21 protein-coding genes are annotated in these 20,576 nt (G+C 71.7%); 9 read left to right on the forward strand and 12 right to left on the reverse strand.

Annotation, left to right across the window (positions count from 1 at the left end; genetic code table 11):
* Window positions 1-54: 54 nt before the first annotated feature.
* Together VNL12_RS08955 and VNL12_RS08960 are read right to left on the reverse strand one after the other, a co-directional pair.
* Window positions 55-846, reverse strand: coding sequence for an SDR family oxidoreductase (locus VNL12_RS08955; RefSeq protein WP_325593695.1), 792 nt, complete (start codon window positions 844-846; stop codon window positions 55-57).
* The gene (locus VNL12_RS08960; protein ID WP_325593697.1) at window positions 847-2,085 is read right to left on the reverse strand and encodes an acyl-CoA dehydrogenase family protein; all 1,239 of its coding nucleotides are present in this window, start codon (window positions 2,083-2,085) and stop codon (window positions 847-849) included.
* 120 nt (window positions 2,086-2,205) lie between these two features.
* Here VNL12_RS08960 and VNL12_RS08965 point away from each other — a divergent pair, with 120 nt between their 5' ends.
* Window positions 2,206-2,454, forward strand: coding sequence for a hypothetical protein (locus tag VNL12_RS08965; protein ID WP_325593699.1), 249 nt, complete (start codon window positions 2,206-2,208; stop codon window positions 2,452-2,454).
* Entirely contained in the window at window positions 2,445-2,885 is a 441-nt protein-coding gene (locus VNL12_RS08970; RefSeq protein ID WP_325593701.1) for a TA system VapC family ribonuclease toxin, read from the forward strand. Before VNL12_RS08965 ends, VNL12_RS08970 begins: the two co-directional genes overlap by 10 nt.
* Window positions 2,886-2,940: 55 nt before the next feature.
* Here the strand turns inward: VNL12_RS08970 and VNL12_RS08975 are convergent, their stop codons facing one another.
* The 3 genes from VNL12_RS08975 to VNL12_RS08985 are packed head-to-tail and all read right to left on the reverse strand — an operon-like array spanning window position 2,941 to window position 7,157.
* The gene (locus VNL12_RS08975) at window positions 2,941-3,324 is read right to left on the reverse strand and encodes a type II toxin-antitoxin system VapC family toxin (RefSeq protein WP_349257825.1); all 384 of its coding nucleotides are present in this window, start codon (window positions 3,322-3,324) and stop codon (window positions 2,941-2,943) included.
* Window positions 3,321-3,542: a hypothetical protein gene (locus VNL12_RS08980; protein WP_325593705.1), complete on the reverse strand. Its 222-nt coding sequence runs from the start codon at window positions 3,540-3,542 to the stop codon at window positions 3,321-3,323. Before VNL12_RS08980 ends, VNL12_RS08975 begins: the two co-directional genes overlap by 4 nt.
* A gap of 48 nt (window positions 3,543-3,590) precedes the next feature.
* Entirely contained in the window at window positions 3,591-7,157 is a 3,567-nt protein-coding gene (locus tag VNL12_RS08985) for a DEAD/DEAH box helicase family protein (protein WP_325593803.1), read from the reverse strand.
* 64 nt (window positions 7,158-7,221) lie between these two features.
* On the opposite strand from VNL12_RS08985, the gene VNL12_RS08990 reads away from it, so the two are divergent.
* The 3 genes from VNL12_RS08990 (at window position 7,222) to VNL12_RS09000 (ending at window position 8,048) form a co-directional block, all read left to right on the forward strand.
* Window positions 7,222-7,380: a hypothetical protein gene (locus VNL12_RS08990; protein ID WP_325593707.1), complete on the forward strand. Its 159-nt coding sequence runs from the start codon at window positions 7,222-7,224 to the stop codon at window positions 7,378-7,380.
* 72 nt (window positions 7,381-7,452) lie between these two features.
* Complete coding sequence (locus tag VNL12_RS08995; RefSeq protein WP_325593709.1) at window positions 7,453-7,683, forward strand: DUF433 domain-containing protein; 231 nt, start codon at window positions 7,453-7,455, stop codon at window positions 7,681-7,683.
* The gene (locus VNL12_RS09000) at window positions 7,680-8,048 is read left to right on the forward strand and encodes a DUF5615 family PIN-like protein (RefSeq protein ID WP_325593711.1); all 369 of its coding nucleotides are present in this window, start codon (window positions 7,680-7,682) and stop codon (window positions 8,046-8,048) included. The genes VNL12_RS08995 and VNL12_RS09000 overlap by 4 nt, the downstream gene beginning before the upstream one ends.
* A gap of 202 nt (window positions 8,049-8,250) precedes the next feature.
* Here VNL12_RS09000 and VNL12_RS09005 read toward each other — a convergent pair whose 3' ends face one another.
* From VNL12_RS09005 to VNL12_RS09015, 3 genes are all read right to left on the reverse strand, one after another.
* Entirely contained in the window at window positions 8,251-9,621 is a 1,371-nt protein-coding gene (locus tag VNL12_RS09005) for an HNH endonuclease signature motif containing protein (protein ID WP_325593713.1), read from the reverse strand.
* Between the two features lie 96 nt (window positions 9,622-9,717).
* A complete protein-coding gene (locus VNL12_RS09010; protein ID WP_325593715.1) occupies window positions 9,718-10,896 on the reverse strand; it encodes a hypothetical protein in 1,179 nt (392 codons plus the stop codon).
* Window positions 10,897-10,973: 77 nt separating this feature from the next.
* Complete coding sequence (locus VNL12_RS09015; protein WP_325593716.1) at window positions 10,974-13,004, reverse strand: class I SAM-dependent DNA methyltransferase; 2,031 nt, start codon at window positions 13,002-13,004, stop codon at window positions 10,974-10,976.
* Window positions 13,005-13,156: 152 nt separating this feature from the next.
* On the opposite strand from VNL12_RS09015, the gene VNL12_RS09020 reads away from it, so the two are divergent.
* The 4 genes from VNL12_RS09020 (at window position 13,157) to VNL12_RS09035 (ending at window position 15,718) form a co-directional block, all read left to right on the forward strand.
* A complete protein-coding gene (locus VNL12_RS09020) occupies window positions 13,157-13,471 on the forward strand; it encodes a hypothetical protein (protein WP_325593718.1) in 315 nt (104 codons plus the stop codon).
* Between the two features lie 42 nt (window positions 13,472-13,513).
* Window positions 13,514-13,936, forward strand: coding sequence for a DUF3237 domain-containing protein (locus tag VNL12_RS09025; RefSeq protein ID WP_325593720.1), 423 nt, complete (start codon window positions 13,514-13,516; stop codon window positions 13,934-13,936).
* Between the two features lie 139 nt (window positions 13,937-14,075).
* Window positions 14,076-14,924 (forward strand): SCO6745 family protein, encoded by an 849-nt coding sequence (locus tag VNL12_RS09030; protein WP_325593722.1) that lies wholly within the window; start codon window positions 14,076-14,078, stop codon window positions 14,922-14,924.
* Between the two features lie 2 nt (window positions 14,925-14,926).
* Window positions 14,927-15,718 carry an MOSC domain-containing protein gene (locus VNL12_RS09035; protein WP_325593724.1) on the forward strand — a complete coding sequence of 264 codons (792 nt, stop codon included), beginning with the start codon at window positions 14,927-14,929 and terminating at the stop codon, window positions 15,716-15,718.
* A gap of 101 nt (window positions 15,719-15,819) precedes the next feature.
* On the opposite strand, the gene VNL12_RS09040 is transcribed toward VNL12_RS09035, so the two are convergent.
* The 4 genes from VNL12_RS09040 to VNL12_RS09055 form a co-directional block, all read right to left on the reverse strand.
* Window positions 15,820-17,607 (reverse strand): SDR family oxidoreductase, encoded by a 1,788-nt coding sequence (locus VNL12_RS09040; RefSeq protein WP_325593726.1) that lies wholly within the window; start codon window positions 17,605-17,607, stop codon window positions 15,820-15,822.
* A gap of 144 nt (window positions 17,608-17,751) precedes the next feature.
* The gene (locus tag VNL12_RS09045) at window positions 17,752-18,282 is read right to left on the reverse strand and encodes a GNAT family N-acetyltransferase (protein WP_325593728.1); all 531 of its coding nucleotides are present in this window, start codon (window positions 18,280-18,282) and stop codon (window positions 17,752-17,754) included.
* Entirely contained in the window at window positions 18,279-20,000 is a 1,722-nt protein-coding gene (locus tag VNL12_RS09050; protein WP_325593730.1) for a chloride channel protein, read from the reverse strand. The genes VNL12_RS09045 and VNL12_RS09050 overlap by 4 nt, the downstream gene beginning before the upstream one ends.
* A complete protein-coding gene (locus VNL12_RS09055; protein WP_325593732.1) occupies window positions 20,000-20,500 on the reverse strand; it encodes a helix-turn-helix transcriptional regulator in 501 nt (166 codons plus the stop codon). Before VNL12_RS09055 ends, VNL12_RS09050 begins: the two co-directional genes overlap by 1 nt.
* Window positions 20,501-20,576: the final 76 nt, after the last annotated feature.

Raw genomic sequence — 20,576 nt, forward strand, 5'->3', positions numbered from 1 at the left:
CGGACGTCGTCCAGCCCGTCGAGGACGGTCGGCGCGGCGGTCACCGCTCTGCCCTCACGGGTGCTGGGACGACACGGCGACGACCTCGCCGGTCATGAAGCTCGAGTACGGGCTGGCCAGGAACACCACCACGTTGGCCACCTCCCAGGGCTCGGCCGCCCGGCCGCTGACCTCGCGCTCGGTGAGCTCGGACAGCAGCTCGTCGCTCGTGACCTTGGCCAGGAACGGGTGCATCGCCAGGCTGGGCGCGACGGCGTTGACCCGCACGCCGAGCTCGGCCGCCTCCACCGCGCTGCACCGGGTGAGGGCCATGACCCCGGCCTTGGCCGCGGCGTAGTGGGCCTGGCCGGCCTGGGCCCGCCAGCCCAGCACCGACCCGTTGTTGACGATCACGCCGCCCTCGCCCCGGTCCCGCATGTGGCGCAGCGCGGCCCGGGTCACCCGGAACGTGCCCGTGAGGGTGACGTCGAGCACCACCGACCACTGCTCGTCGGTCATGTCGACGATCGGCGTCGTCCCCCCGAGCCCGGCGTTGTTCACCAGCACGTCGACGCCGCCCAACGCATCGGTGGCCGCTGTGAACAACCCGGCGATGTCGTCCTCGACGGTGACGTTGCACACCGCCGTGGCCGGGCGGGTACCCGTCTCGTCCGCCAGGCGCTCGGCGGTCTCGCCCAGGCGGCGCTCGTGGAGGTCGCTGATGAGCACCCGGGCCCCCTCGTCGAGGGCGCGACGGGCGACGGCGGAGCCGATGCCGGTGCCGGCCGCGGCGGTGACCACGACGCCCTTGTCGGCCAGCAACCCGTGGCCGGGCACGTAGGACGGCGGGGTGGAGAGCGACGGCATTCAGGGTCCCTTCGCAATGGCCGCCGCCGGGGCGGGGGCGGGCTCGCGGGGCAGGCCGAGGCCCCGCTCACCGATGATGGTGCGCTGGATCTGGTTCGACCCGCCGTAGATCGTGTCAGCCCGGGTGAAGAGGAACAGGCGCTGGGCGTCGGTGAGCTCGTCGCCGGGCTCGGGGTCCTCGAGCTCCCGGCCGAGCAGCGAGCCCGCGCCGGCGGCGTCGACGGCCAGCTCGCCCAGGGCGCGGTGCCAGGTGGCCCAGTAGAGCTTGGTGACGAGGGCCTCGGGGCGCACGTCAGTGGCCGAGGTCGAGAGCACGCGGAGCGTGTTCCACCGCATGATCTCCAGCTCTCCGTGGAGGCGGGCCACCCGTTGGCGGATGACGGGGTCGTCGATCCGGCCGCTGGCGCGCAGGGCCTCCACCACCGTGTCGAGCTCGTTGCGGAAGGCGAGCTGCTGGCCGAGGGTCGAGGCGCCACGCTCGAAGGCGAGGAGGCCCATGGCCACCTTCCACCCGTTGCCCACACCGCCGATGACGTCGGCGCCCCTGGCCCGGGCGCCGTCGAAGAAGACCTCGTTGAACTCCGCCGTCCCGGTCACCTGGCGGATGGGCCGGATCTCGATGCCGTCCTGGTCCATGGGCACCATGAAGAACGTGATGCCCTGGTGCTTGGAGGAACTGCCCTCGCGGAAACCGGGATTCGTGCGCGCCAGCACGAAGCACCACTGCGACCACTGGGCCAGCGACGTCCACACCTTCTGACCCGTGAGCACCCAGTCGTCGCCGTCGGGCTCGGCGCGGGTCGCGATGTTGGCCAGGTCGCTGCCGGCGTTCGGCTCCGAGTAACCCTGGCACCAGAGATCCGTGCCGGCCCGGATGCCGGGCAGGAACCGGGCCTTCTGTTCGTCGTCGCCGAAGTGCAGCACCGTCGGGCCGACGAGGCCCTCGCCGATGTGGCCGAGGCGCCCGGGGCCCCGGGCCCGGGCGTACTCCTCGAACCAGATCACCTGCTGGTGCAGGGTGAGGCTCCGCCCGCCGTGCTCGGTCGGCCACGCCACACCCGTCCAGCTGTGGGCACCGAGGTGCTGCTCCCAGGCCCAGCGCGCCTCGAACAGCGAGTGCTCGTCGCCGGGCCCGCCGCGCCCCCGCACCACCGCGAACTCACCGTCCAGGGCGTCGGTGAGCCACGCCCGCGCCTCGGCCCGGAAGGCCTCGTCGGCGGCGCTGAAGTGCAGGTCCATGGCGCCGCCGAGAGTATCTGACGCCCCGTCAGGTCCAGGAAACAGGGTTACCCGGGCACGATGCGTCTTGGAGGGTTGCCCGTCGAAACGGCAGCAGAGCAGAGCGATATGCTCATCTGCATGCGCACGACCATCAATCTGCCTGACGGCCTGGCAGAGGCGGTCAAGGCCAAGGCCGCGGCCGAGGGGCGGACCTTCACCAGCCTGGTCGAGGACGGCCTGCGGACGATGCTGTCGTCGGGGGAGCCCCAGGCGCCCGCCACCATCCCGGCCCTGCCCACCTATGGCACGGGCAAGGGCCACCTCAGGGTCGACCTGCTCGACCGGGACGCGGTCTGGGGCGAGCTGGACGCCGACGGGTGGCGCTGATCCTTCCCGACGTCAACGTCCTCGTCTATGCGTTCCACCGGGACGCGCCGGCCCACGATGTCTACGAGCGCTGGCTAGCGGCCCTGGTGGTCGGAGAGGAGGAGCTGGCTCTGGCCGACCTGTCGCTCACCGGCTTTCTCCGGGTGGTCACCAACCGCCGGATCTTCGCCGACCCCGCGCCGATGGCCGAAGCGCTCGCCTTCGTCGGCGCCCTCCGCACCGCGCCCCGAGCCCGGGCCCTGTCCCCGACCAAGGCGGCCTGGGACCGCTTCGGCCTCCTGGCCGGTTCCGATGCCCGGATCCGAGCGAACCTCGTTCCCGATGCGTGGCTGGCTGCCTTGGCCCTCGCCCACGGGTGCCAACTGGCATCGGCCGACCGGGACTTCGCCCGGTTCGAGGGCTTGGACTGGTTCGACCCCGGCCGAGGCTGAGAGACCGCTGGCGCCGGAGTGCGGTGCGCCAACCGAGCTGGTGTCGGTACCGCGGCTATCGAGGCACGACGGTGATCGGGCAGCGCACACCGGGCGCGCGGCTCAGCCGAGCGTCCGCAGTGAGCAGGCTGCAGCCGAGCAGCTCGGCCAGCGCCACGTACGACGCGTCGTACGCCGAGAGGTTGTCGCGCAGCTCCCAGGCCCGCCCCAGCATCGAGAACGCCGGGTACCGGGTCATCCCGAGGCGTCGCCAGGTGTCGAGGGTCGCCCACCCGGCGTCGGGTTCCATCTGCCGCGCCGCCACCCGGCGACGCAACCCGCTGGCCACCTCGGAGTCGATGAGGTGCGGGGCGTGCAGCTGCTCGCGACCGAGGGCGTCGCGTGCCGGACCCGCATGGAGCAGGGCGGACAGCGCGGCGGAGGCGTCGACCACCATCACCGCTCGGCGCGCCCCGCCTCCACGTCGTCGACGATCGTGGCGACGTCAACGTCCAGGTCGGGCAGGGCACCGAGCAGCGCCGGGTTGTCCGCTCGGCGCGACACCTCCGCCAGCTCCCTCACCGCTACCGCCCCCACCGAGGTGGCGTCGAGGGCGGCGAGGCGCTCCAGCCGCTCGACGACCTCGTCGGGCACGTTGCGCAAGTACAGCGTCCTCATGTCGCAGGATGCTAGCAGCTGGTTGCAGGCTGCAACCGCTGCGGGCTGCTACCCGCTCGGCCAGCGGGTGGCGATGTAGCGGTCGATCTCGGCGGGGTCGGTCACGGCCCGGGTGCCGGCGTCGAGGCGCACCCACAGGGTGGGCACGCCCTTCACCTCCTGGATGACCGGGAAGGCCGAGGGCTCGACGTGGAGGCGGGCGATGTCATGGCCGTCGATGGACTCGATGGCGACGATGACCTGGCTGGTGGCCGCCTCCCCCACGGCGTTGACCAGCAGCTGGGTGAGGTGGAGCCGGAACCGGTCGCGATCGGCGTGGCCCTCCTTGGCGAGGCTGGCGAAGTCGTGGTCGAGGCCCACGACGCCACCCACGTCGTCGACGCCGACGAGCAGCACGCCACCGAAGCGGCCGTTGAGGAACGCGGCCACCGTCTTCACCACCGCCTGCTCCAGGCCCTTGTTCGTGGCGCTCGCGGCCAGGTCCCAACGCAGGGTCGACTTCAGCTCGAGGGTCTGGCCCTCCTCCCGGCCCAACAGGTCGCCGATGGGCGCGGTGGCGTCGTGACGCACCCGGGCCCGGGCCTGGACCCACGGCCGCAGGTGGTCCTTCACCAGCTCGGAGAAGTCGGGCTCGTCGAGCAGGCGGATCAGCAGCCCCTCGTTGCCCTTGAGGTGGCCGGCCACGAACTCCCCGAAGCGGTCCTCGAACACCTGGGCGAAGCTGGCATCGGTGTTGGCCACGGCCTGGGCCTGGAGCAGGGCGTCGTCGACCATGCGGGCGCCGAGGCCGTCGATGTTGAGCCGATCCGCGTCGGACATGGTGCCGCCGTAGGCCTCGTTGAACCGGGCCAGGACCTCCGACAGCGGCTCCATCCCCGGCAGGTACGGCGAACCGCCGCCGTCGGCGGGGAAGGCGACGAGCGGCTCGCCGTCTCCCTCGAGCTCGATGGCATGGCGGCCGGTCTCGGCCACGCGCAGGTGGGTCAGGGCGACGTCGAGGTCGAGGGTGACCGACGGGCGCACCGGCAGGCGCAGGGCCAGGAGCCGGCAGTAGAGGTAACGCTTCTCCAGCGCAGTGTCGGCCAGCGGCAGGATCTGGGTGACGAAGGTGTAGAGCGAGACGAAGCGGTCGAGGGCGGTGCGGAACGCGTCGGGGTCGTCGCCCTCCAGCTCGCCGAAGCGGCGGACCGCGGGCTCGAGGTGCGCATACAGCCGGCCGTGGGTGTCGCTGCGGGCCCGATCGGTGCCGGCGAGGGCGAACCAGGCCGCGGCCAGGGCGTCGACATCGACGGGACGGATCACGTCGTAGTGGTCGAGCTCGGCCCGGGCATCGAAGAGGGCGTTGGGGTCGGTGGGGATGGCGAGCGACGCGTCGTAGAACGGCTCGAAGGCGGACTGGATCGCCTCGGCGTCGTTCACGAAGTCGAGGACGAACGTGCTGTCCTTGCCCGGTGCGATGCGGTTGAGGCGCGACAGGGTCTGCACCGCGTTGACCCCGGTCAGGGGCTTGTCGACGAACATCGTGTGCAGCAGGGGCTGGTCGAAGCCGGTCTGGAACTTCTCCGCCACGACGAGGATCTGGTGCTCCGCAGTGGCGAAGCGCGCCGCGGTCTCGGACTCGGGGAAGCCGTTCACGCCTCCCTCGGTGTGACTCCGGCCGGTGTCGGGGTCGGTGAGCGACCCGCTGAAGGCCACCAGGGCGGACACGCCGCTGATGCCGTGGGACCCGACGTGCGCGCTGATGGCCCGGTGCATGTGCAGGGCGTGGAGCCGGGAGCGGCACACGACCATGGCCTTCGCCCGGCCTCCGATCTGGGCGGCGGTGTGGGCCCGGAAGTGGTCGACGACCACCCGGGCCTTCTGGGCCGCCACCTCACCGTGGAGCGACACGTAGGCGGCGATCTTGGCTGCCGCCTCGCGCTTGTCGACCTCGGGGTCGTCGAGGCCGGCGTTCTCGAGCCGGAAGTAGGTGGTGTAGGTGGTGTAGCTGCGGAGCACGTCGAGGATGAACCGCTCCTCGATGGCCTGGCGCATCGAGTACACGTGGGTCGCCCGGTGCGTGGGCTCGCCGTCGGCATCGCGGCCCCGGTGCCCGAAGATCTCGAGGGTGCGGGCCTTGGGGGTGGCGGTGAAGGCGATCAACGAGAGGTTGTCCTGCGGCCCGCGGGCGGCCACGGCAGCGGCGAGGGCGGCGGCGACCTCGTCCTGCCCGTCGGCCGGGGTCTCGCGACCGTCGCTCCTGGCCTCGCCGTCCATGTCCGGCGCATCGGGCACCGGCGTGTCGGGTACCGACGCGGCGGCCGGGCCCCGCAGCACGGCAGTCATCGTCGTCGCGCTCTCACCGCCCTGGGAGGAGTGGGCCTCGTCGATCAGCACCGCGAAGCGCGACCCGGCCAGGTCGCCGACCTGGTCGACGACGAAGGGGAACTTCTGCAGCGTGGTGATGACCACCTTGGCCTCGGCCCCGGCGAGGGCGTCGGCCAGCTGGGCCGAGTCGGTGTCGATCTTGGCCACGACGCCGTGGGCGTGCTCGAACTGGAAGATGGTGTCCTGCAGCTGGCGGTCGAGCACCCGCCGGTCGGTGATGACGATGACCTTGTCGAACACCTTGCGATCATCGGCGTCGTGCAGCGACGACAGGCGGTGGGCGAGCCAGGCGATGGTGTTGGACTTGCCCGACCCGGCGGAGTGCTGGACGAGGTAGCGGTGCCCGGCGCCGTGCTCGCGGGCGTGGGCGGCGAGGGTGCGCACCGCGTGCCACTGGTGGAACCGCGGGAAGATCGGCTGGCCCTGGGCTCGTGCGGCCCGCGACCGCTGGCCCGGTTCGGGTTGCTCGAGGTGCACGAAGCGCGCCAGCAGGTCGAGCCAGGGCTCGCGAGCCCACACCTCGCGCCACAGGTACGCCGTCGCGTGGTGACCGCCGGCCGGGGCGGGGTTGCCGGCGCCGCCGGGCTGGCCGGCCCCGGCGGTGCCCTGGTTGAACGGCAGGAAGCGGGTCGCTCGCCCTTCGAGCCGGGTGGTCATCATCACCTGGTCGGGGTCGACGGCGAAGTGCACCACGCTGCGCCGCAGCACCGCGTCGGTGCCGTCGCGCTCGTCGAGGTACTGGCGCACGGCGTCGTCGACCCGTTGGCCGGTGAGCGGGTTCTTGAGCTCGGCGGTCGCGACCGGCAGGCCGTTGACGAAGAGGGCCAGGTCGATCGACTGGTCGGGCCGGGCGGCGGAGTGGTGGAGCTGGCGGATGACGGTGAGGCGGTTGGCGGCGTAGCGAGCGGCGAGGTCGGGGTTCAGGCCCGACGCGGGCCGGAAGTAGGCGAGGCGGATGGTGACGTTCAGGTCGTCGACGCCGTGGCGCAGCACGTCGACGGTGCCCCGGGCGTCGAGCTGGGCGGCCAGGCGGGCGACGAAGCGGCGCTGGGCGTCGTCGGGGTCGCCGCCGTGCAGGGCGACCAGCCGGTGCCACGCGTCGGCCTGGGTCTCGCCGATGAAGGCGAAGAGCTCAGCGGTGTCGAGGCCGAGGGCCCGGTCGACGTTGCTGGCCACCCCGGACGTGTAGCCCCCGTGGTCGAGCAGCCAGGCCTGAATGGCCGCCTCGAACACGTCCTCCGAGTGCACTCCCGGCAAGGCCGCCTCCCCTCTCGGTCGAGCCGATGGTACGCCAGGTGTCCGACGAGAGCTGGTGCGGGCGCCCCACCTCGCTCTCGATGGCGATGTCACCCTCGCCGCTCAAGCCACCGGCCTCGCCGTCCTCCATGACGAGGTGGTGGTGGTGGGGGCCACGACGAACCCGAAGCACCTGACCCGCTTCGTCCCCGCCCGACGGTGGAACGAGATCTGACGTGGATTCGGGTCCGACGATCGGGGGCAGTCCTCCGAGACCGGTCACCCGTCGACGGCATACGCTCCACTCATGACGTTCGATCGGATAACCATCGAGGCCGGGAAGATGGGCGGTCAGCCCTGCATCCGCGACGTGCGCATCCCGGTGGCCACCGTCGTGGCCATGGTCGCCGACGCCATGTCGACCGATCAGATCGTCATTCAGCTCCCTGACCTTGAAGCCGAAGACGTCGCCGAGGCCCTGCGCTACGCAGCTGAAGCCGTCCGGGAGCGACAGCTCCCCCTCCGTCAGCCGGCATGAGGTTTCTGATTGACCAGAACCTCTCCCCGCTCTTCGCCGACCAGCTTCGCAGCGCGGGTCATGACGTCGTCCACACCCGCGACATCGGCCTGGCCACCGCTTCGGACGCCGTCATCCTCAAGCGAACACTCGACGAAGACCGGTTCCTCATCTCGGCTGACACCGACTTCGGCTTCCTCCTGGTCGAGAGCGCCAGCCTTCGTCCCTCCGTCATCCTCCTCCGATTTCGCTCGCCACGACTCGCTGGGCCGCTCGCGGCCCTGCTCCTCGCGAACCTTGTCGACATCGCCGATGACCTCGAAGCTGGCGCCGTCGCCGTGCTCGAGGACGAACGCGTCAGGGTCAGACGGCTGCCGTTGCGGTAGGCCCCACTCCCCGGCGGCGCCACGGCCTCCACCGGGCACGCGTGACTTGGCCCCCCCTCCGCTCAGCGCGCCGGCTCTCTCGCGCGGCGGCGGGTGTGGGCGGGGTGGTCACAGCCCTCACAGCCCGGGGCGACCGCCGGCATGCGGAGGATCCCGGTGCCCTCGCCAGACTCAACACGGGCAAGATGACCGCGCGCCTGACCTACGCAGCTTGTCGGAGCTCTGCTGCTCGTCGGAGCTCGTCGGCTCGTCGTCGGGTGAGGGCGACGATCTCGTCGGGCTCGGCGGTCTTGCGGCGGGGCCGGCAGGGGGTGAGGGGAGTTCCGTCCGGTCTTCGGACCTCGACCGCGCCGTCAGGTGCGAGGGTCATCTGGTAGCCGCCCTCGTGGACCAAGTGGTGATGGAACTTGCAGAGCAGGACGAGGTTGGCCATGTTCGTCGGGCCGGTCTCGTTGACCGGATCGAACGGCTCGACGTGATGAGCGTCGCACCAGGCGGCGGGGGCGGCGCAACCGGGGAACCCACAGCCTCCGTCGCGGTGGCGCAGAGCCCGGCGTTGGGCCCTGTTGGCGAGACGGATGTCGAAGCCGCAGTCGAGGACCTCGCCCTCAGCGGAAAGGACGAGGCGATGGGCGGTGCCCTCGCAGAGGAACCGGCGCACCGTGGCCGGCGCGATGGGCCCGCCGTCGACGATCTCACAGACCCGCGACGCCAGATCGGCGAGGTCGGTGATGGGTTGGCCGGCCAGGGTGCGCTCATCGACGATGACCTCGACCGACGGGCGGATCTCGCCGTGCTTCATCCCGGCCCGCCCGTTGCGCAGAACGATCTCGATGAACGCCTGACCGCGGTGTTGGGCGGGGGTGAGCCCATCGGTGGAGCTGAACACCCCGACGCGGAACATCTCGTCGACCTCCGCGGCGATGACGTTGCGCACGATGGCGCCGTGCTCGGCGTCCATCTCCCCGTCGAGCACGAACCGCCCGTCGAAGGTCGGGGTCAGGTTCACCGCCACCCGGGGTTCGGCCTCGGGCTCAGGGCCCTCAGGGTCGGTCCACCCGACCATCATCCGGGCCTGCTGCTGCCAGGCGGCGAGGAACCGGCGGGCCCCATCGACGCGCAGCTTGGCCACCTCACCCACGAGATAGGTCTCGTGCTCCGCGAAGTACCCGGCGACCTCCGGGGTGCGCACCTTGGCCAACAACTCCACCTTGGCCCGCCCCAGGCGCCCGGTCCGCGCCGCGGCATCCACGACGGGCATGGCGCGCAGGTCGCGGGCCAAGGCGACCTCGGCCTTGGCGACGGTGGTCGACTGGTCGACGCGCGCCGCGAGCCACCCGGGGCCGGAGCGGGCCCCGTCGGCGGCCCAGGTCTTCTTGGCGTCGAACACGCTCACCACCCGCGACAACGCCCCGTCGATGCGGGCCTTGACCCGGTGCAACGCGAGCAGCTGCTCGACCAGGGCTGCCTCGGGCAACGACGCCACGTCACCGTCGAGCAGCGCGGCGAGATCAATGACCTCGGCGCTGTGATCCTCGGCTGGCGGCCAGCTCGTCCCGATGGTGTCTCCCATGCCCAGGAGTTTACCGAACTCACGTTCGTCCTACACCCGTTTTCGCCCTATTTCTTCAGGGATTTCCGAGTCTCGATGGCGAACACAAGGCGTCCCTCAGGACACGACCAGCTCCCCCGTCACCGCCGCCGTGATCATCGCCTGCCGCCGCTCCCGAAGCAGGCCGATCTGGCGGTTCAGGAGAGTGGTCAGGGCACGGTCATCCGTACGCGCCGAATGAAGCTCATCGAGCAGTGCTGCCTGCACCTCCGCCGGAGGAAACGGGAACCGGTGGGCACGCAGCGCTTCAGCTGGGACGTGGGGGATTGTGGCGGTGTTGCCCTCCACGAGGAACACCTTGAGCGCGACGGCAACACGCATGCACTCAACGATCCACGCTGGGTGGGTATGGGCCAGGGGCCTGAGACGCAGTACCGACTTCTGGAAGTAGCACTCATCGAGTTCGTCCCGCCAGATAGCGGTCCGCCCGATCCCAGCTCCACCCTCGTTCACTACGACGTCGCCTCCCCGTAGGCGCAGACGAAGACGCTCAGCCGCAGGGAAGTTCATCGTCGCCACATCGGATAGGTCCACCACGTCCCAGCGAACGTTCACGTTCCTGATGTACGGCCGCTGGTCTTCACCGGCTTCACGCTCAGCGTTGAGCATCCTGCCGAGAGTCACCTCGAACTGTGTGCCGAGCGAAGCGACCGGCCAGCCGTCAGGCGTCGCCCCCAACCACGACGGGCCCAAAGCGGTTCGGGGACCGGTCTGTTCCCGCCCGGTGATCGCGCTCCAGACACGAGCGAGATCACGCTCGTCAAGCAGTTCGATCTGGCGTTGGCGCTTGGCGATGAGGGCGTCGATGCGGGCGGTCTCGGCGGCGAGGTGATCGGCGATCCGCCGCTGCTCGTCGAGGGGAGGAAACGATGTCCGAAGGCCACTGACGCGCTGTGCGCCGAGGTGGAAGATATTGACGCCTCCTGCGACCGCCGCGAACACCCCATCGCCATGGGCAAACTGCGCCCACCAGGCGAGAAAGCGAGCATCTGCGACTCCCTTTCTCGGTCGGAGCCGCACCAGCGTGTTCTGGAAGCACACCACTCCGTCTTGCCCTCCGTGCCAGACCGCAGCGGCCCCCACCGCGCGGAGGCTGCCTGCCCCCTCCGTCACCAGCACATCACCGGGTTGAAGGGAGAACACCTGCTGCTCGCTCGGCGTGAAGTTCATCGTCTTCACGTCCGACAGGTCCAGCGCTCCGGGCTTGACGTTAGCGGCGCGCAAGTAGGGAACCATATGATGACCCTCGGCATGCTGCGGTGAACGCTGCCGGCCGAGCCTTACTTCTGCGAACGCTCGGAGTGTCGACCCGCTCACTCCGTGACCTCGCCCAGCAGGGCTTGGATCTCGGCTTCGAGGGACTTGAGCTCGGCGTCGATCTCGGCCAGGGGCCTCGGCGGGACGTACCGGTAGAAGTGGCGGGTGAGGGGGACCTCGTAGCCGATCTTGGTGCGGCTGTGGTCGACCCAGGCATCGGGCACGAAGGGCAGCACCTCGGCGGTGACGTAGGCGTCGACGGCCTGGCGGTACTCCGGTGACGCCAGACGGTCACCGACGTCGGGCTCGAAGCGCACGGGCACCTCGGGCAGGGGCACGTTCTCGGCATCGCGCCGGTCGGGGTCGGGCACCGGGCGGCCCTGGGCGTCGGTCACCGGGTCGGCGTCGGGGTCGGCAACGGCCAGGGCGTCGAGCACCGCCTTCGCCAGCGGCTTGCCCTTCACCCCAGCGGCGGCGAGGACATCGGCGACGAGGGCTGCGGCCTCGGCCCTGTCGGCGAGGCGCGCACCGGTGCGCTCGGCCAGCGCGGCGTCCAACACCGACCGCGCCTCGTCGTCCACCTTGGTCACGGCCCTCGCCTCCAGGACCGCGGCGATCGTCTCGCCGGTCACCTCCCACCGCAGGCGCAGCGGCCGCTCGACGGTGATGCGCTGGAAGCCGAACGCCTCGTTGGCGAACACCTTGACCCGCTCGTCGTCGCGCTGCTCGTCCGACGCGCCGTCGACGTAGAGGCGGGTGATCTCGGCGATCTGCTCGTCGCTGATCGCCTTGCGCTTGTCGCCCAGGCTCTTGCGCATCTTCACCCAGCTCGCCCGGGCGTCGACCAGCATCACCTTGCCCTGCCGTCCCGGCGCCTTGCGATTGGTCACCACCCAGAAGTAGGTGGAGATGCCGGTGTTGTAGAAGAGCTGGTCGGGCAGGGCCACGACGGCCTCGAGCCAGTCGTTCTCGATGATCCAGCGGCGGATCTCGGACTCGCCGGACCCGGCCGCCCCGGTGAACAGCGGGCTCCCGTTGAACACGATGGCCAGGCGGCTGCCACCCTCGGCGTCGGGCCTCATCTTCGAGACCATGTGCTGGAGGAACAGCAGCGACCCGTCGTTGATGCGGGGCAACCCGGCGCCGAAGCGACCCCGGAAGCCGAGCGACTGGTGCTGGCCCTTGATCTGGTCCTCGACCTTCTTCCACTCCACCCCGAAGGGCGGGTTGGCCAACATGTAGTCGAAGGTCTCCCCCGCCAGGGCGTCGTCGGTGAAGGAGTTGCCCAGGTGGATGTTGCCGGCGTTCTCGCCCTTCAGCAGCATGTCGGAGCGGCACGTGGCGTAGGACTCGGGGTTGAGCTCCTGGCCGAAGGTGCGCAGCCGGGCGTGCGGGTTGTGCTCGCCGAGCCAGTCACCGGCGACGGTCAGCATCCCGCCGGTGCCGCACGCCGGGTCATAGAGGCTCTTCACCACCGCGCCCCGGCTCGAGAGCGCCTCGGCGTCGGCCGAGAACAGCAGCTCGACCATGAGCCGGATCACCTCGCGGGGCGTGAAGTGCTCGCCCGCCGTCTCGTTCGACTGCTCCGAGAAGCGCCGGATCAGCTCCTCGTAGAGGTAGCCCATCGCCTCGTTGGCCACGGCGTCGGGGTGGAGGTCGATCGCCGCGAAGCGTGACAGCACCTGGTAGAGCAGTCCGGTGCGGGCCAGGCGCTCCACGTGGGTCCGGAAGCCGAACTGGTCGAAGGTGTCGCGCACCGTCGGCGAGAACGAGGCGATGTAGCGCTGAAGGTTGAGCTCGAGCTCGTCGGGCGCGTCGAGCAGGCGGTGGATCGTGAACGGGCTGTGGTTCCACACGCCCTTGTGGCCGGTGATGTTCGACAGCTTGGCGTCGAGCGAGTCGGGGCCGCCGGTGTGCGCCCGGTGGGTCTTCACCACCGCGTCCTTCGTCGGGGCGAGCACGGAGTCGAGGCGACGCAGGGTGACCAGCGGGAGGATCACCCGCCCGTACTCGGAGGCCTTGTAGTCGCCCCGCAACAGGTCCGCCACCGACCAGATGAAGCTGACCTTCTCACCGAACCGCTCCACCGAGTGCCCTCACCCTCCAGCTCCGACGACCGGCGCAGGCTACCGATCGGATCGGAGTCGATCTTCCCGGGTCGGCGCCGAGTCACGGGGAGGGCCGGTCGTTCGATGTCAGCCCCGACATGGAGCCCGAGACAAGCCGTACACTCGGGGGCATGGCTGGCGCCGGCGACCGGATCATCGAGGTCGACATCGACGAGGTCGACCGCGTCCTGCGGAACGCACCGCCTCCCACCCCCGACGACCAGAGCCTCCTCTGGGACGGGCGTCGGCTCGACAGCCCCGAGAAGTACGTCGCCTGGCTCGTCGAGATCGGGGACATGACCCCCGGCGCGGCCCCGGCCAACCGGCCCAAGGACCACGCGGCGCTCCCCGAGCTCCGAGATCTCGCGGCACGGTGCCGGGCTTCCCGTGGGGGATCCTCCGGTCCGGACCCTGGAACGCCGCCAACGCCCGGCCCCGACCCGTAGACAGACCGAGCGCCCCTTGGCGGGCGGCGGTACGGTCCGGCCATGAGCATCGAGCTGGTCCCGCTGTGTCGCATCGACATCGCCCTGGCCGACGAGCAGATCTTCGTGGGCGAGGGCCCGGCGGGGATGCGGATCGTGGCCGAGGTCGAGTCGCTGACCGTCACCGGCGAGCGGCTGTCGGGGCGGCTGAAGGGTCGCGCCTCGGCCGACTGGCTCACCGTCGCCGGCCCGGTCGGCACCGTCGACGTGCGCTCGACGATCGAGACCGACGACGGGGCCATCGTCTACGTCACCTACGGCGGGCGGATGGACCTGAGCGGCGGGCCTGGCGCGGCCCCGATCTACATCGCCCCCCGCTTCGAGACCGGCGCCCCCCAGTACGCCTGGCTCAACCTGGTCCAGGCCGTGGGCAAGGGCAGCCTCGACGGGACCCGCCTCACCTACGAGGTCGCCGAGGTCCGCTGAACCCCATCCTGACACCCGCGCTTCTGAGGGCAGGATTCGGCCTGCAGCGTGAACCCTGCCTCCAGAACGGATCGTGACACAGGGGCCGTGTTTCTCGACAGACCGGGGCCTGCGGGAGGAGGCCGTAGGGTGCACGGCCATGGTCGACTCCGCCACCGCCCGAAACCTCTACCAGCGCCTCGAGCCGCTCCACGCCTTCATCTACTTCTCGCCCGAGGCGAACCTCAACTACGCGGCGCTCGGCATCGAGGGCCACGCCGGGTACTTCGCGTCGCGGGCCGCGGCCATGGGTGCGGTGGGCTCGGAGGTCGTGGTGGCCACGTTCTTCAACTTCCAGCCCGAGCTGGTGCGGAGCGCTTTGCCGGCGGCCTGGGAGCTGGCCTCGCCCCAGCAGGTGATCGACGCCCGCAACGACGGGGCCGACAAGTCCCTGCGCCGCATGCTCGGCGACCTCATCGACCACCCGGACCTGCCCGAGGCGGCCCGCCTGGCGCGCACCGCGGCGTCGTGCTGCTCACCCGAGGGCCGACCGCTGTACGCCGCCCACGCCGCCCTGCCCTGGCCCGATGAGCCCCACATGGAGCTGTTCCACGCCATCACCCTGCTGCGAGAGCATCGCGGCGACGGCCACATCGCGGCCCTGACGCTCGAGAACCTCGACAACGGCGACGTGCTCGTCACCCACGCCGCCAGCGAGTCGATGGGCCTGCCCGAGTCGATCCTCCAGCTCACCCGTGGGTTCACCGACGAGATGTGGGCCGCGGCCAAGGACCGCCTCCGCGAACGGGGCCTGCTCGACGCCGACGGCGCCCTCACCGCCGAGGGCAAGGAGCTGCGCCAGCGCATCGAGGACCGCACCGACGCGGCGGCCCTCCCACCGTGGCAGGGGCTGGGCGACGAGGGCTGCGCGCGCCTGCTCGAGCTGGCCCAGCCCTTCAGCCGGGCCGTGGTCAAGAGCGGCGTGTTCGGTCGCGCCGACATCGGCTGAGCGTGCCCCTGACATCGGCCGAGGAGCCCCCGCCATCGGGCGGGTCCGACGGCGACTCCGGGGACGGGGAGGTCGTCGCTCGCGTCGGGCCCCACGCCTTCACCGCCGACGACGCCGAGGCGACGCTGCGCAACGCCCTGCTCTTCGTCGACCAGCTCACCGACGGTCTACCCGTTGACGAGGGAACGGTCGCCACCATCGCCGAGCACCGAGCACGCATCGCCATCGCCGTCGACGCGACCGACACCCCGCTGGAGCGCCGACTCACCACCGTGTGGGACGAGTGGCGGGCCGCAGCGGCTGCGGTGCGGGCATCGGGTGCTCTCGGCCCGGCCGCGGTGGGCACCGTGGTCCACCTGGCCACCTCCGACGGCGGCGTGCCCAAGGTCTCGACCCCCCGCATCGAGGTCGGCTGGGGCGGGGTGGTCGGCGACCGCCAGGCCAGCCGCGACCACCACGGCCGTCCGTGGCAGGCCCTGTGCCTGTGGAGCACCCAGGTCATCGACGCCTTCGTCGCCACCGGTGACACCCTCGCCCCCGGCCGCGCCGGCGAGAACATCACGGTCACCGCCCTGCCCTGGGAACGGGTCCGCCCCGGAGCCCTCCTGCAGATCGGCGAGGTCACCTGCGAGGTGTGGGCCTACGCCCTGCCGTGCCCCAAGAATGCCCGGTGGTTCGCCGACGGTCGCTTCAACCGGATGCACCACCGCAAGGGCCCCGTGAGCCGCGTCTACGCCGCGGTGGTCGAACCCGGTCCGATCGAGCTCGGCGACCCGGTCATCCTCGGCACCTGACATCTGACCCGACTGCCACCGCGACAGATCCGAAACTGCCACCCTCGTGCCTCGGTGGGCCCCACCAGGGTGGCCAGAACGCGCCGGGACCCACCCACGGCCTACCAGTCGGTCGGGCTGTAGTCCTTGAGGAACTGGCCCCACACGTGGGTGCCGGTGTTGGCCCCGTCGATGATCGGGTCGACGATGCGGGCCGCGCCGTCGACGATGTCGAGCGGCGGGTGGAAGCGGTGCTCAGCCCGCTTCTGGGCGGCGATGGGCAACGGGTCCTCGTCGCTGACCCAGCCGGTGTCCACGCTGTTCATGTGGATGCCATCCGCGTGGTAGTCGGTGGCCGAGGTGCGGGTCATCATGTTGAGCGCCGCCTTGGCCATGTTCGTGTGCGGGTGCTTGGTGGTCTTGAACCGCCGGTAGAACTGGCCCTCGACCGCCGAGACGTTGACGATGTGCTTGTCGCGCTCGGGGGTGTGCAGCATCAACGCCTTGAGCCGAGCGTTGAGGACGTAGGGCGCCACCGCGTTGACCAGCTGGGTCTCGAGCAGCTCGACGGTGGAGACCTCGTGCAGCGTGAGTCGCCACGAGTTCCGGTCGCGCTGGTCGACCTGCTGGAGGTCCTGGTCGAGGTGACCTTCGGGAAACAGGTGACCGCGGGGCTCGTGGTCCTCGGCCAACAGGCGGGCCTGGGAGAGCAGAGCAGAGCGGGCCGAGGCGGCGACGTCGCCCCCCTCGCCCAGCTCGGCGGGGGCGTCGGCCAGCAGGTGGTAGCCGGCCAGGCCGTCGTGGTCGCCGAGCACGGCGCGCACATCGGCCGGCATCGACCGCAACGCCGCAATCTCCGCCTCCATCATGTGGGCGTAGAACTCGGGCGGGCGACGGACGGTCTGACACGCGTTGTTCACGACGAAGTCGAGCCGGCTGCGGGTGGCCGACAGGTGACGACACAGCTCCTCGACGCTCGGCGTGTGGCGCAGGTCGAGGCCGAACACCTCCAGGCGGTCGCCCCAGTCGGCGAAGTCGGGCTCAACCGCGTAGCGCAGCGCGGCGTCGCGGGGGAACCGGGTGGTGACGATCAGCTCGGCCCCGGCGCGCAGCAGCTTGATGCCGGCCTGGTAGCCGATCTTCACCCGGCCGCCGGTGAGCAGGGCGACCCGGCCGCGCAGGTCGGCCGTCTCGGTGCGCTTGCGGTGGTTCAGCTCGGCGCACGGGGGACAGAGCTGGTCGTAGAAGTGGTGGATCTCGGCGTAGTGCCGCTTGCAGACGTAACAGTGATGCTCCTCCCCCGACGCTCCGTCGTCTCGCCGACGGGTGCCGCGCCGAGGGCCGGGACCGCTATCACCGTCGGGCTCGCTCGGGGTCTCGGCGCAGGGGTCGCTCGGGGCCTCGAGGGTGGGCTCGCTCGCGGTCTCGGCGGTGAGCTCGCCGGCGGTGAGCTCACCGGGGGTGAAGCCCTCGGGGGCGAACACGTTGGGCGTGGTGAACACCGGTCGGGCCCGCAACGCCCGGATGCCGGTGCGGTCGAGCGCCGCCTCGTCGCGCCGCAACTTCTCGGCCTTCTCCTGGCGGCGGCGGGCCTTGGACTGGCGGCGGCGCGCCTCGACGTCGGGCGAGAACACGTCACCCGCCGCGTTGAGGAACCGGATCCGCTCATCGGTGGGCAACGCCCGCAGGTGCGACCGCTCTGCGGCCACGGCCTCCAACAGCACGGTGGCCGCTCGCAGTCGATCCGCCACCGTCTCCACGCTCGCGAGCCCGCCCTCCGGGGCACCCGCGGGCACGCCGTCGGGGTCGGAACGACCGTCCGCGGCCGAAGGCCCGGCATCAGCGGGGGGCGCCACGCCGGGTTCGTCGAGGGCCATGGCCTCCTCGCCGTGTTCGTCCTCGTCTCCCACAGCGCTCGCGACCTCATCCGACGACCGGGTCCCAGGATGCCAGCACCGCCCTGGCGCCCCTCAACCCACATTGCGGACCCGCCTGATCCCCCGCCGCGCGCCCAGGTGCGGTCAGGGCGATGCGCGGGCAGCGCCCGACCCGGATCAGGCGAGGCGGGCGACGAGCATGAGCTCGTCACGGTCGTCGCCGGGTGCCACCCGGACCGCGCCGGGGTGGAGGCCGACCACCTCGTAGCCGAACCGGGCGCAGAACGCCTCGAGGCCCTCGCCGCCGCGTACGGTCAGCTGGAGGTGCTCTAGGCCGAGGGACCGACCCGCATCGTGGAGGCCCTCCACCAGGGTGCGGCCCGCGCCGCGGCCCTGGTGATCGGGGTGGACCATCACCCGCAGCACGGTGCGCCAGTGATCGAAGATCGCCGGGCCCCGGCCCACCAGGAGACCGAGGCCGACGACCGCACCGTCGTCGGCGACGAGCACCCCCAACCGGTCCCGGCCATCGGCGACCCGAGCCAGAGCGAGGTCGATGGCGGCGGCGATCTCGGCGATCGGGGCCGGGGCCACGAACCCCACGCTTCCACCAGCATCGGTGACCGCCACCCAGGTCCCCAGCAGCTCGTCTCGCAGGTGGGGGTCACGGGCCTCGGCCCGGTCGACGACGCGGAAGGTCACGGTCACCGGTCGCCGCCACCGTCGAGACGGTCCATCAGTGCGGTCCGGTCGATGATGGCGGCGCTGGTGACCATCCCCCGGAGTCGCCCGGCGGCATCGACGACCGGCAGGTGATCCACGTCGCCGTCGATCATCGCTCGCAGTGCCCGGCCGAGGGTCCAGTCGGGGCGGCCGACGGGCACGTCGTAGCGGGCCACGTCGGCGAGGGTCACGCCGGGCCAGGACTCGGGCTCGATCGCCAGGATGTCGTCGAGCACAACCATCCCGCGATGGTGGCCCTCGGCGTCGACCAGGGGCACGGCCTGGCGACGAGCGAGGGCCACGTGCTCGGTGAAGAACTGGGCGACCGTGTCCGAGCCGTGGGCGACGGCCGGGTCGGTCGAGAGCACGGTGGCGATGGGCAGGTCGGCGCGTTGCTCCATGTGCCCGTCGCGCCGGCGGCGCTGGTAGGCCGACATCGAAGCCGTCCCCATCACCAGCTGGGCGATCGTCGCGGCGATCAGTCCCGGCACCACGAAGCCCGGGCGTCCCGTCGCCTCGGCGGTGAACATCACCGCCGCAAGGGGCACCCTATAGCCCGCGCCGAGGAACGCCGCCACGCCCACCACCACCCAGAGGGACTGGTCGTCGGCGTCGAAGAACCCGGCGAGCAGCCGACCGGTGAGCGCCCCCTGCACCACGAGGGGAACGAACATGCCCGCCACCCCGCCCCCGCCCACCGTCGAGGCGGTGGCCAGGACCCGCACCGTGGCCAGCGCGGCGATGATCCAGAGCCCCCGGCCGGGGTCCAGGGCGAAGCGGACGGTCTCATAGCCCGGCCCCATCGACAGCGAGCGACCGTCGAACCCGGCCTCCGAGCCCGCCACCAGGGCCCCCAGCACGACCGACGCCGCCAGCACCCGGGGCACCGCCGGGATCCGCGTCACCGCGACCTTGGCGGCGGTCATCAAGGCAGTGAACACCCGGGCGCCGACGCCGCACGCCAGCCCGAGCACGGCGGCGACACCGAGGTCAATCAGGGCCAGCGAGGCGTGGCCCTCGACCGGGAACAGCGGCTCGGTGCCGTTGAGCACGACGAAGGAGGTGTAGCCCGATGCGGCGCCGACGAGGGCGGGGAGGATGGCCCGCGGCGCCAGGTCCTCCTGGAACGGGACCTCGAGGGCGAACACCGCACCGGTGGCCGGGGCCTTGAAGATGGCGGCGACACCGGCGGCCGCCCCCGCGACCAACGCCGCCCGGCGATCGACGCCGCGGAGGCGATGCCGCACCCGCTCGAAGACTCCGGCGCCCGTCGCGGAGCCGATGAAGATCGCCGGACCCTCGAGACCTCCGGCGCCCCCGGTCCCGAGCGTGGCCAGCGCGCCGACGAGGCGCGCCGGCACCGAACGCAGGTCGAAGGGCACCTCGGGGTGGGGGATGGCCTTCACGTACTCATCGGCGGTCGACGGGCTGGCCCCACGCCCGAGGTGGCGCAGGGCCAGGGTCGTCACGACCAGCCCGGCCCCCGGCAGCAGCACCCGCAGGGCCACCGGCGCCCGGCGCGCCGAGTCGAGCAGGATCTCGACGGTGACGCGGTCGAGCACGGCGACCCCGAGGCCCGTGGCCGCCCCGATGAGAGCGGTGAAGAGCACCAGCTCACGGGTGCGCACCACCAGAGAGCGCAGCTCGTCGACGCCGACGCTGAGGGCTGCGGTGCGCCTCGGGCCCGACGGGCGCCCCGCCATCAGGCGCCCGACCCGTCGAGGCGGCGACGGGCGTGGGCCAGGCGTCGGGCCTCCTCGGGGTCGACGACCGACGCGGCCAGCTTGCCCAGGGTGACGCGCCAGCGCGTGCGCACGTCCTCGGCGACGGTGGGATCGGCGACGACGGCAGCAGGGCCCTCGATCCAGGCCAGGTCGAGCTCCATGAGGGCCAGCTGGTGGCCGACCTCGGTGTGGCGGGCGACGACCAGGGGAAGGCGGTCGCGCTTGGCCGTCGGGTAGTCGGTGCCGTCGACCAGCTCGTGGGGCTCGAGGCCGAACACCCCGGCGAGCAGGGCGACCGAGCGGGCGTCGGGGGAGTTGATGCCCGCCTCGAGGTGCGACACCGCCACCCGGGAGACCCCGAGGCGCTCGGCGAGCTGCTGCTGGGTCCAGCCCCGGTGGGTGCGCAGCAGGCCCAGGCGCGCCGCCAGCGAGGCGGGGCCCGACGGGCGCCCCGGCCACGTCGGCTCCCAGGTGCTCATCCCCCCAGGATCGCACCCGGGGGACCGCGATCGTGCCAACCCAGTTGGCAGACCGGGCGGGGGGCCATCGACCAGA

This window comes from Iamia sp. (genome assembly GCF_035575815.1).
Taxonomy (GTDB): Bacteria; Actinomycetota; Acidimicrobiia; order Acidimicrobiales; family Iamiaceae; genus Iamia.

Excerpts from the sequence above, each read along its gene's own strand:
- VNL12_RS09025 (WP_325593720.1), top strand. The coding sequence starts at position 13,514 with ATGAGCATCGAGCTGGTCCCGCTGTGTCGCATCGACATCGCCCTGGCC.
- VNL12_RS09020 (WP_325593718.1), top strand. The coding sequence starts at position 13,157 with ATGGCTGGCGCCGGCGACCGGATCATCGAGGTCGACATCGACGAGGTC.
- VNL12_RS09030 (WP_325593722.1), top strand. The coding sequence starts at position 14,076 with ATGGTCGACTCCGCCACCGCCCGAAACCTCTACCAGCGCCTCGAGCCG.
- VNL12_RS09010 (WP_325593715.1), bottom strand. The coding sequence starts at position 10,896 with ATGGTTCCCTACTTGCGCGCCGCTAACGTCAAGCCCGGAGCGCTGGAC.
- VNL12_RS09005 (WP_325593713.1), bottom strand. The coding sequence starts at position 9,621 with ATGGGAGACACCATCGGGACGAGCTGGCCGCCAGCCGAGGATCACAGC.
- VNL12_RS09050 (WP_325593730.1), bottom strand. The coding sequence starts at position 20,000 with ATGGCGGGGCGCCCGTCGGGCCCGAGGCGCACCGCAGCCCTCAGCGTC.
- VNL12_RS08995 (WP_325593709.1), top strand. The coding sequence starts at position 7,453 with ATGACGTTCGATCGGATAACCATCGAGGCCGGGAAGATGGGCGGTCAG.
- VNL12_RS09000 (WP_325593711.1), top strand. The coding sequence starts at position 7,680 with ATGAGGTTTCTGATTGACCAGAACCTCTCCCCGCTCTTCGCCGACCAG.
- VNL12_RS08960 (WP_325593697.1), bottom strand. The coding sequence starts at position 2,085 with ATGGACCTGCACTTCAGCGCCGCCGACGAGGCCTTCCGGGCCGAGGCG.
- VNL12_RS08955 (WP_325593695.1), bottom strand. The coding sequence starts at position 846 with ATGCCGTCGCTCTCCACCCCGCCGTCCTACGTGCCCGGCCACGGGTTG.
- VNL12_RS08980 (WP_325593705.1), bottom strand. The coding sequence starts at position 3,542 with ATGAGGACGCTGTACTTGCGCAACGTGCCCGACGAGGTCGTCGAGCGG.
- VNL12_RS09055 (WP_325593732.1), bottom strand. The coding sequence starts at position 20,500 with ATGAGCACCTGGGAGCCGACGTGGCCGGGGCGCCCGTCGGGCCCCGCC.
- VNL12_RS08965 (WP_325593699.1), top strand. The coding sequence starts at position 2,206 with ATGCGCACGACCATCAATCTGCCTGACGGCCTGGCAGAGGCGGTCAAG.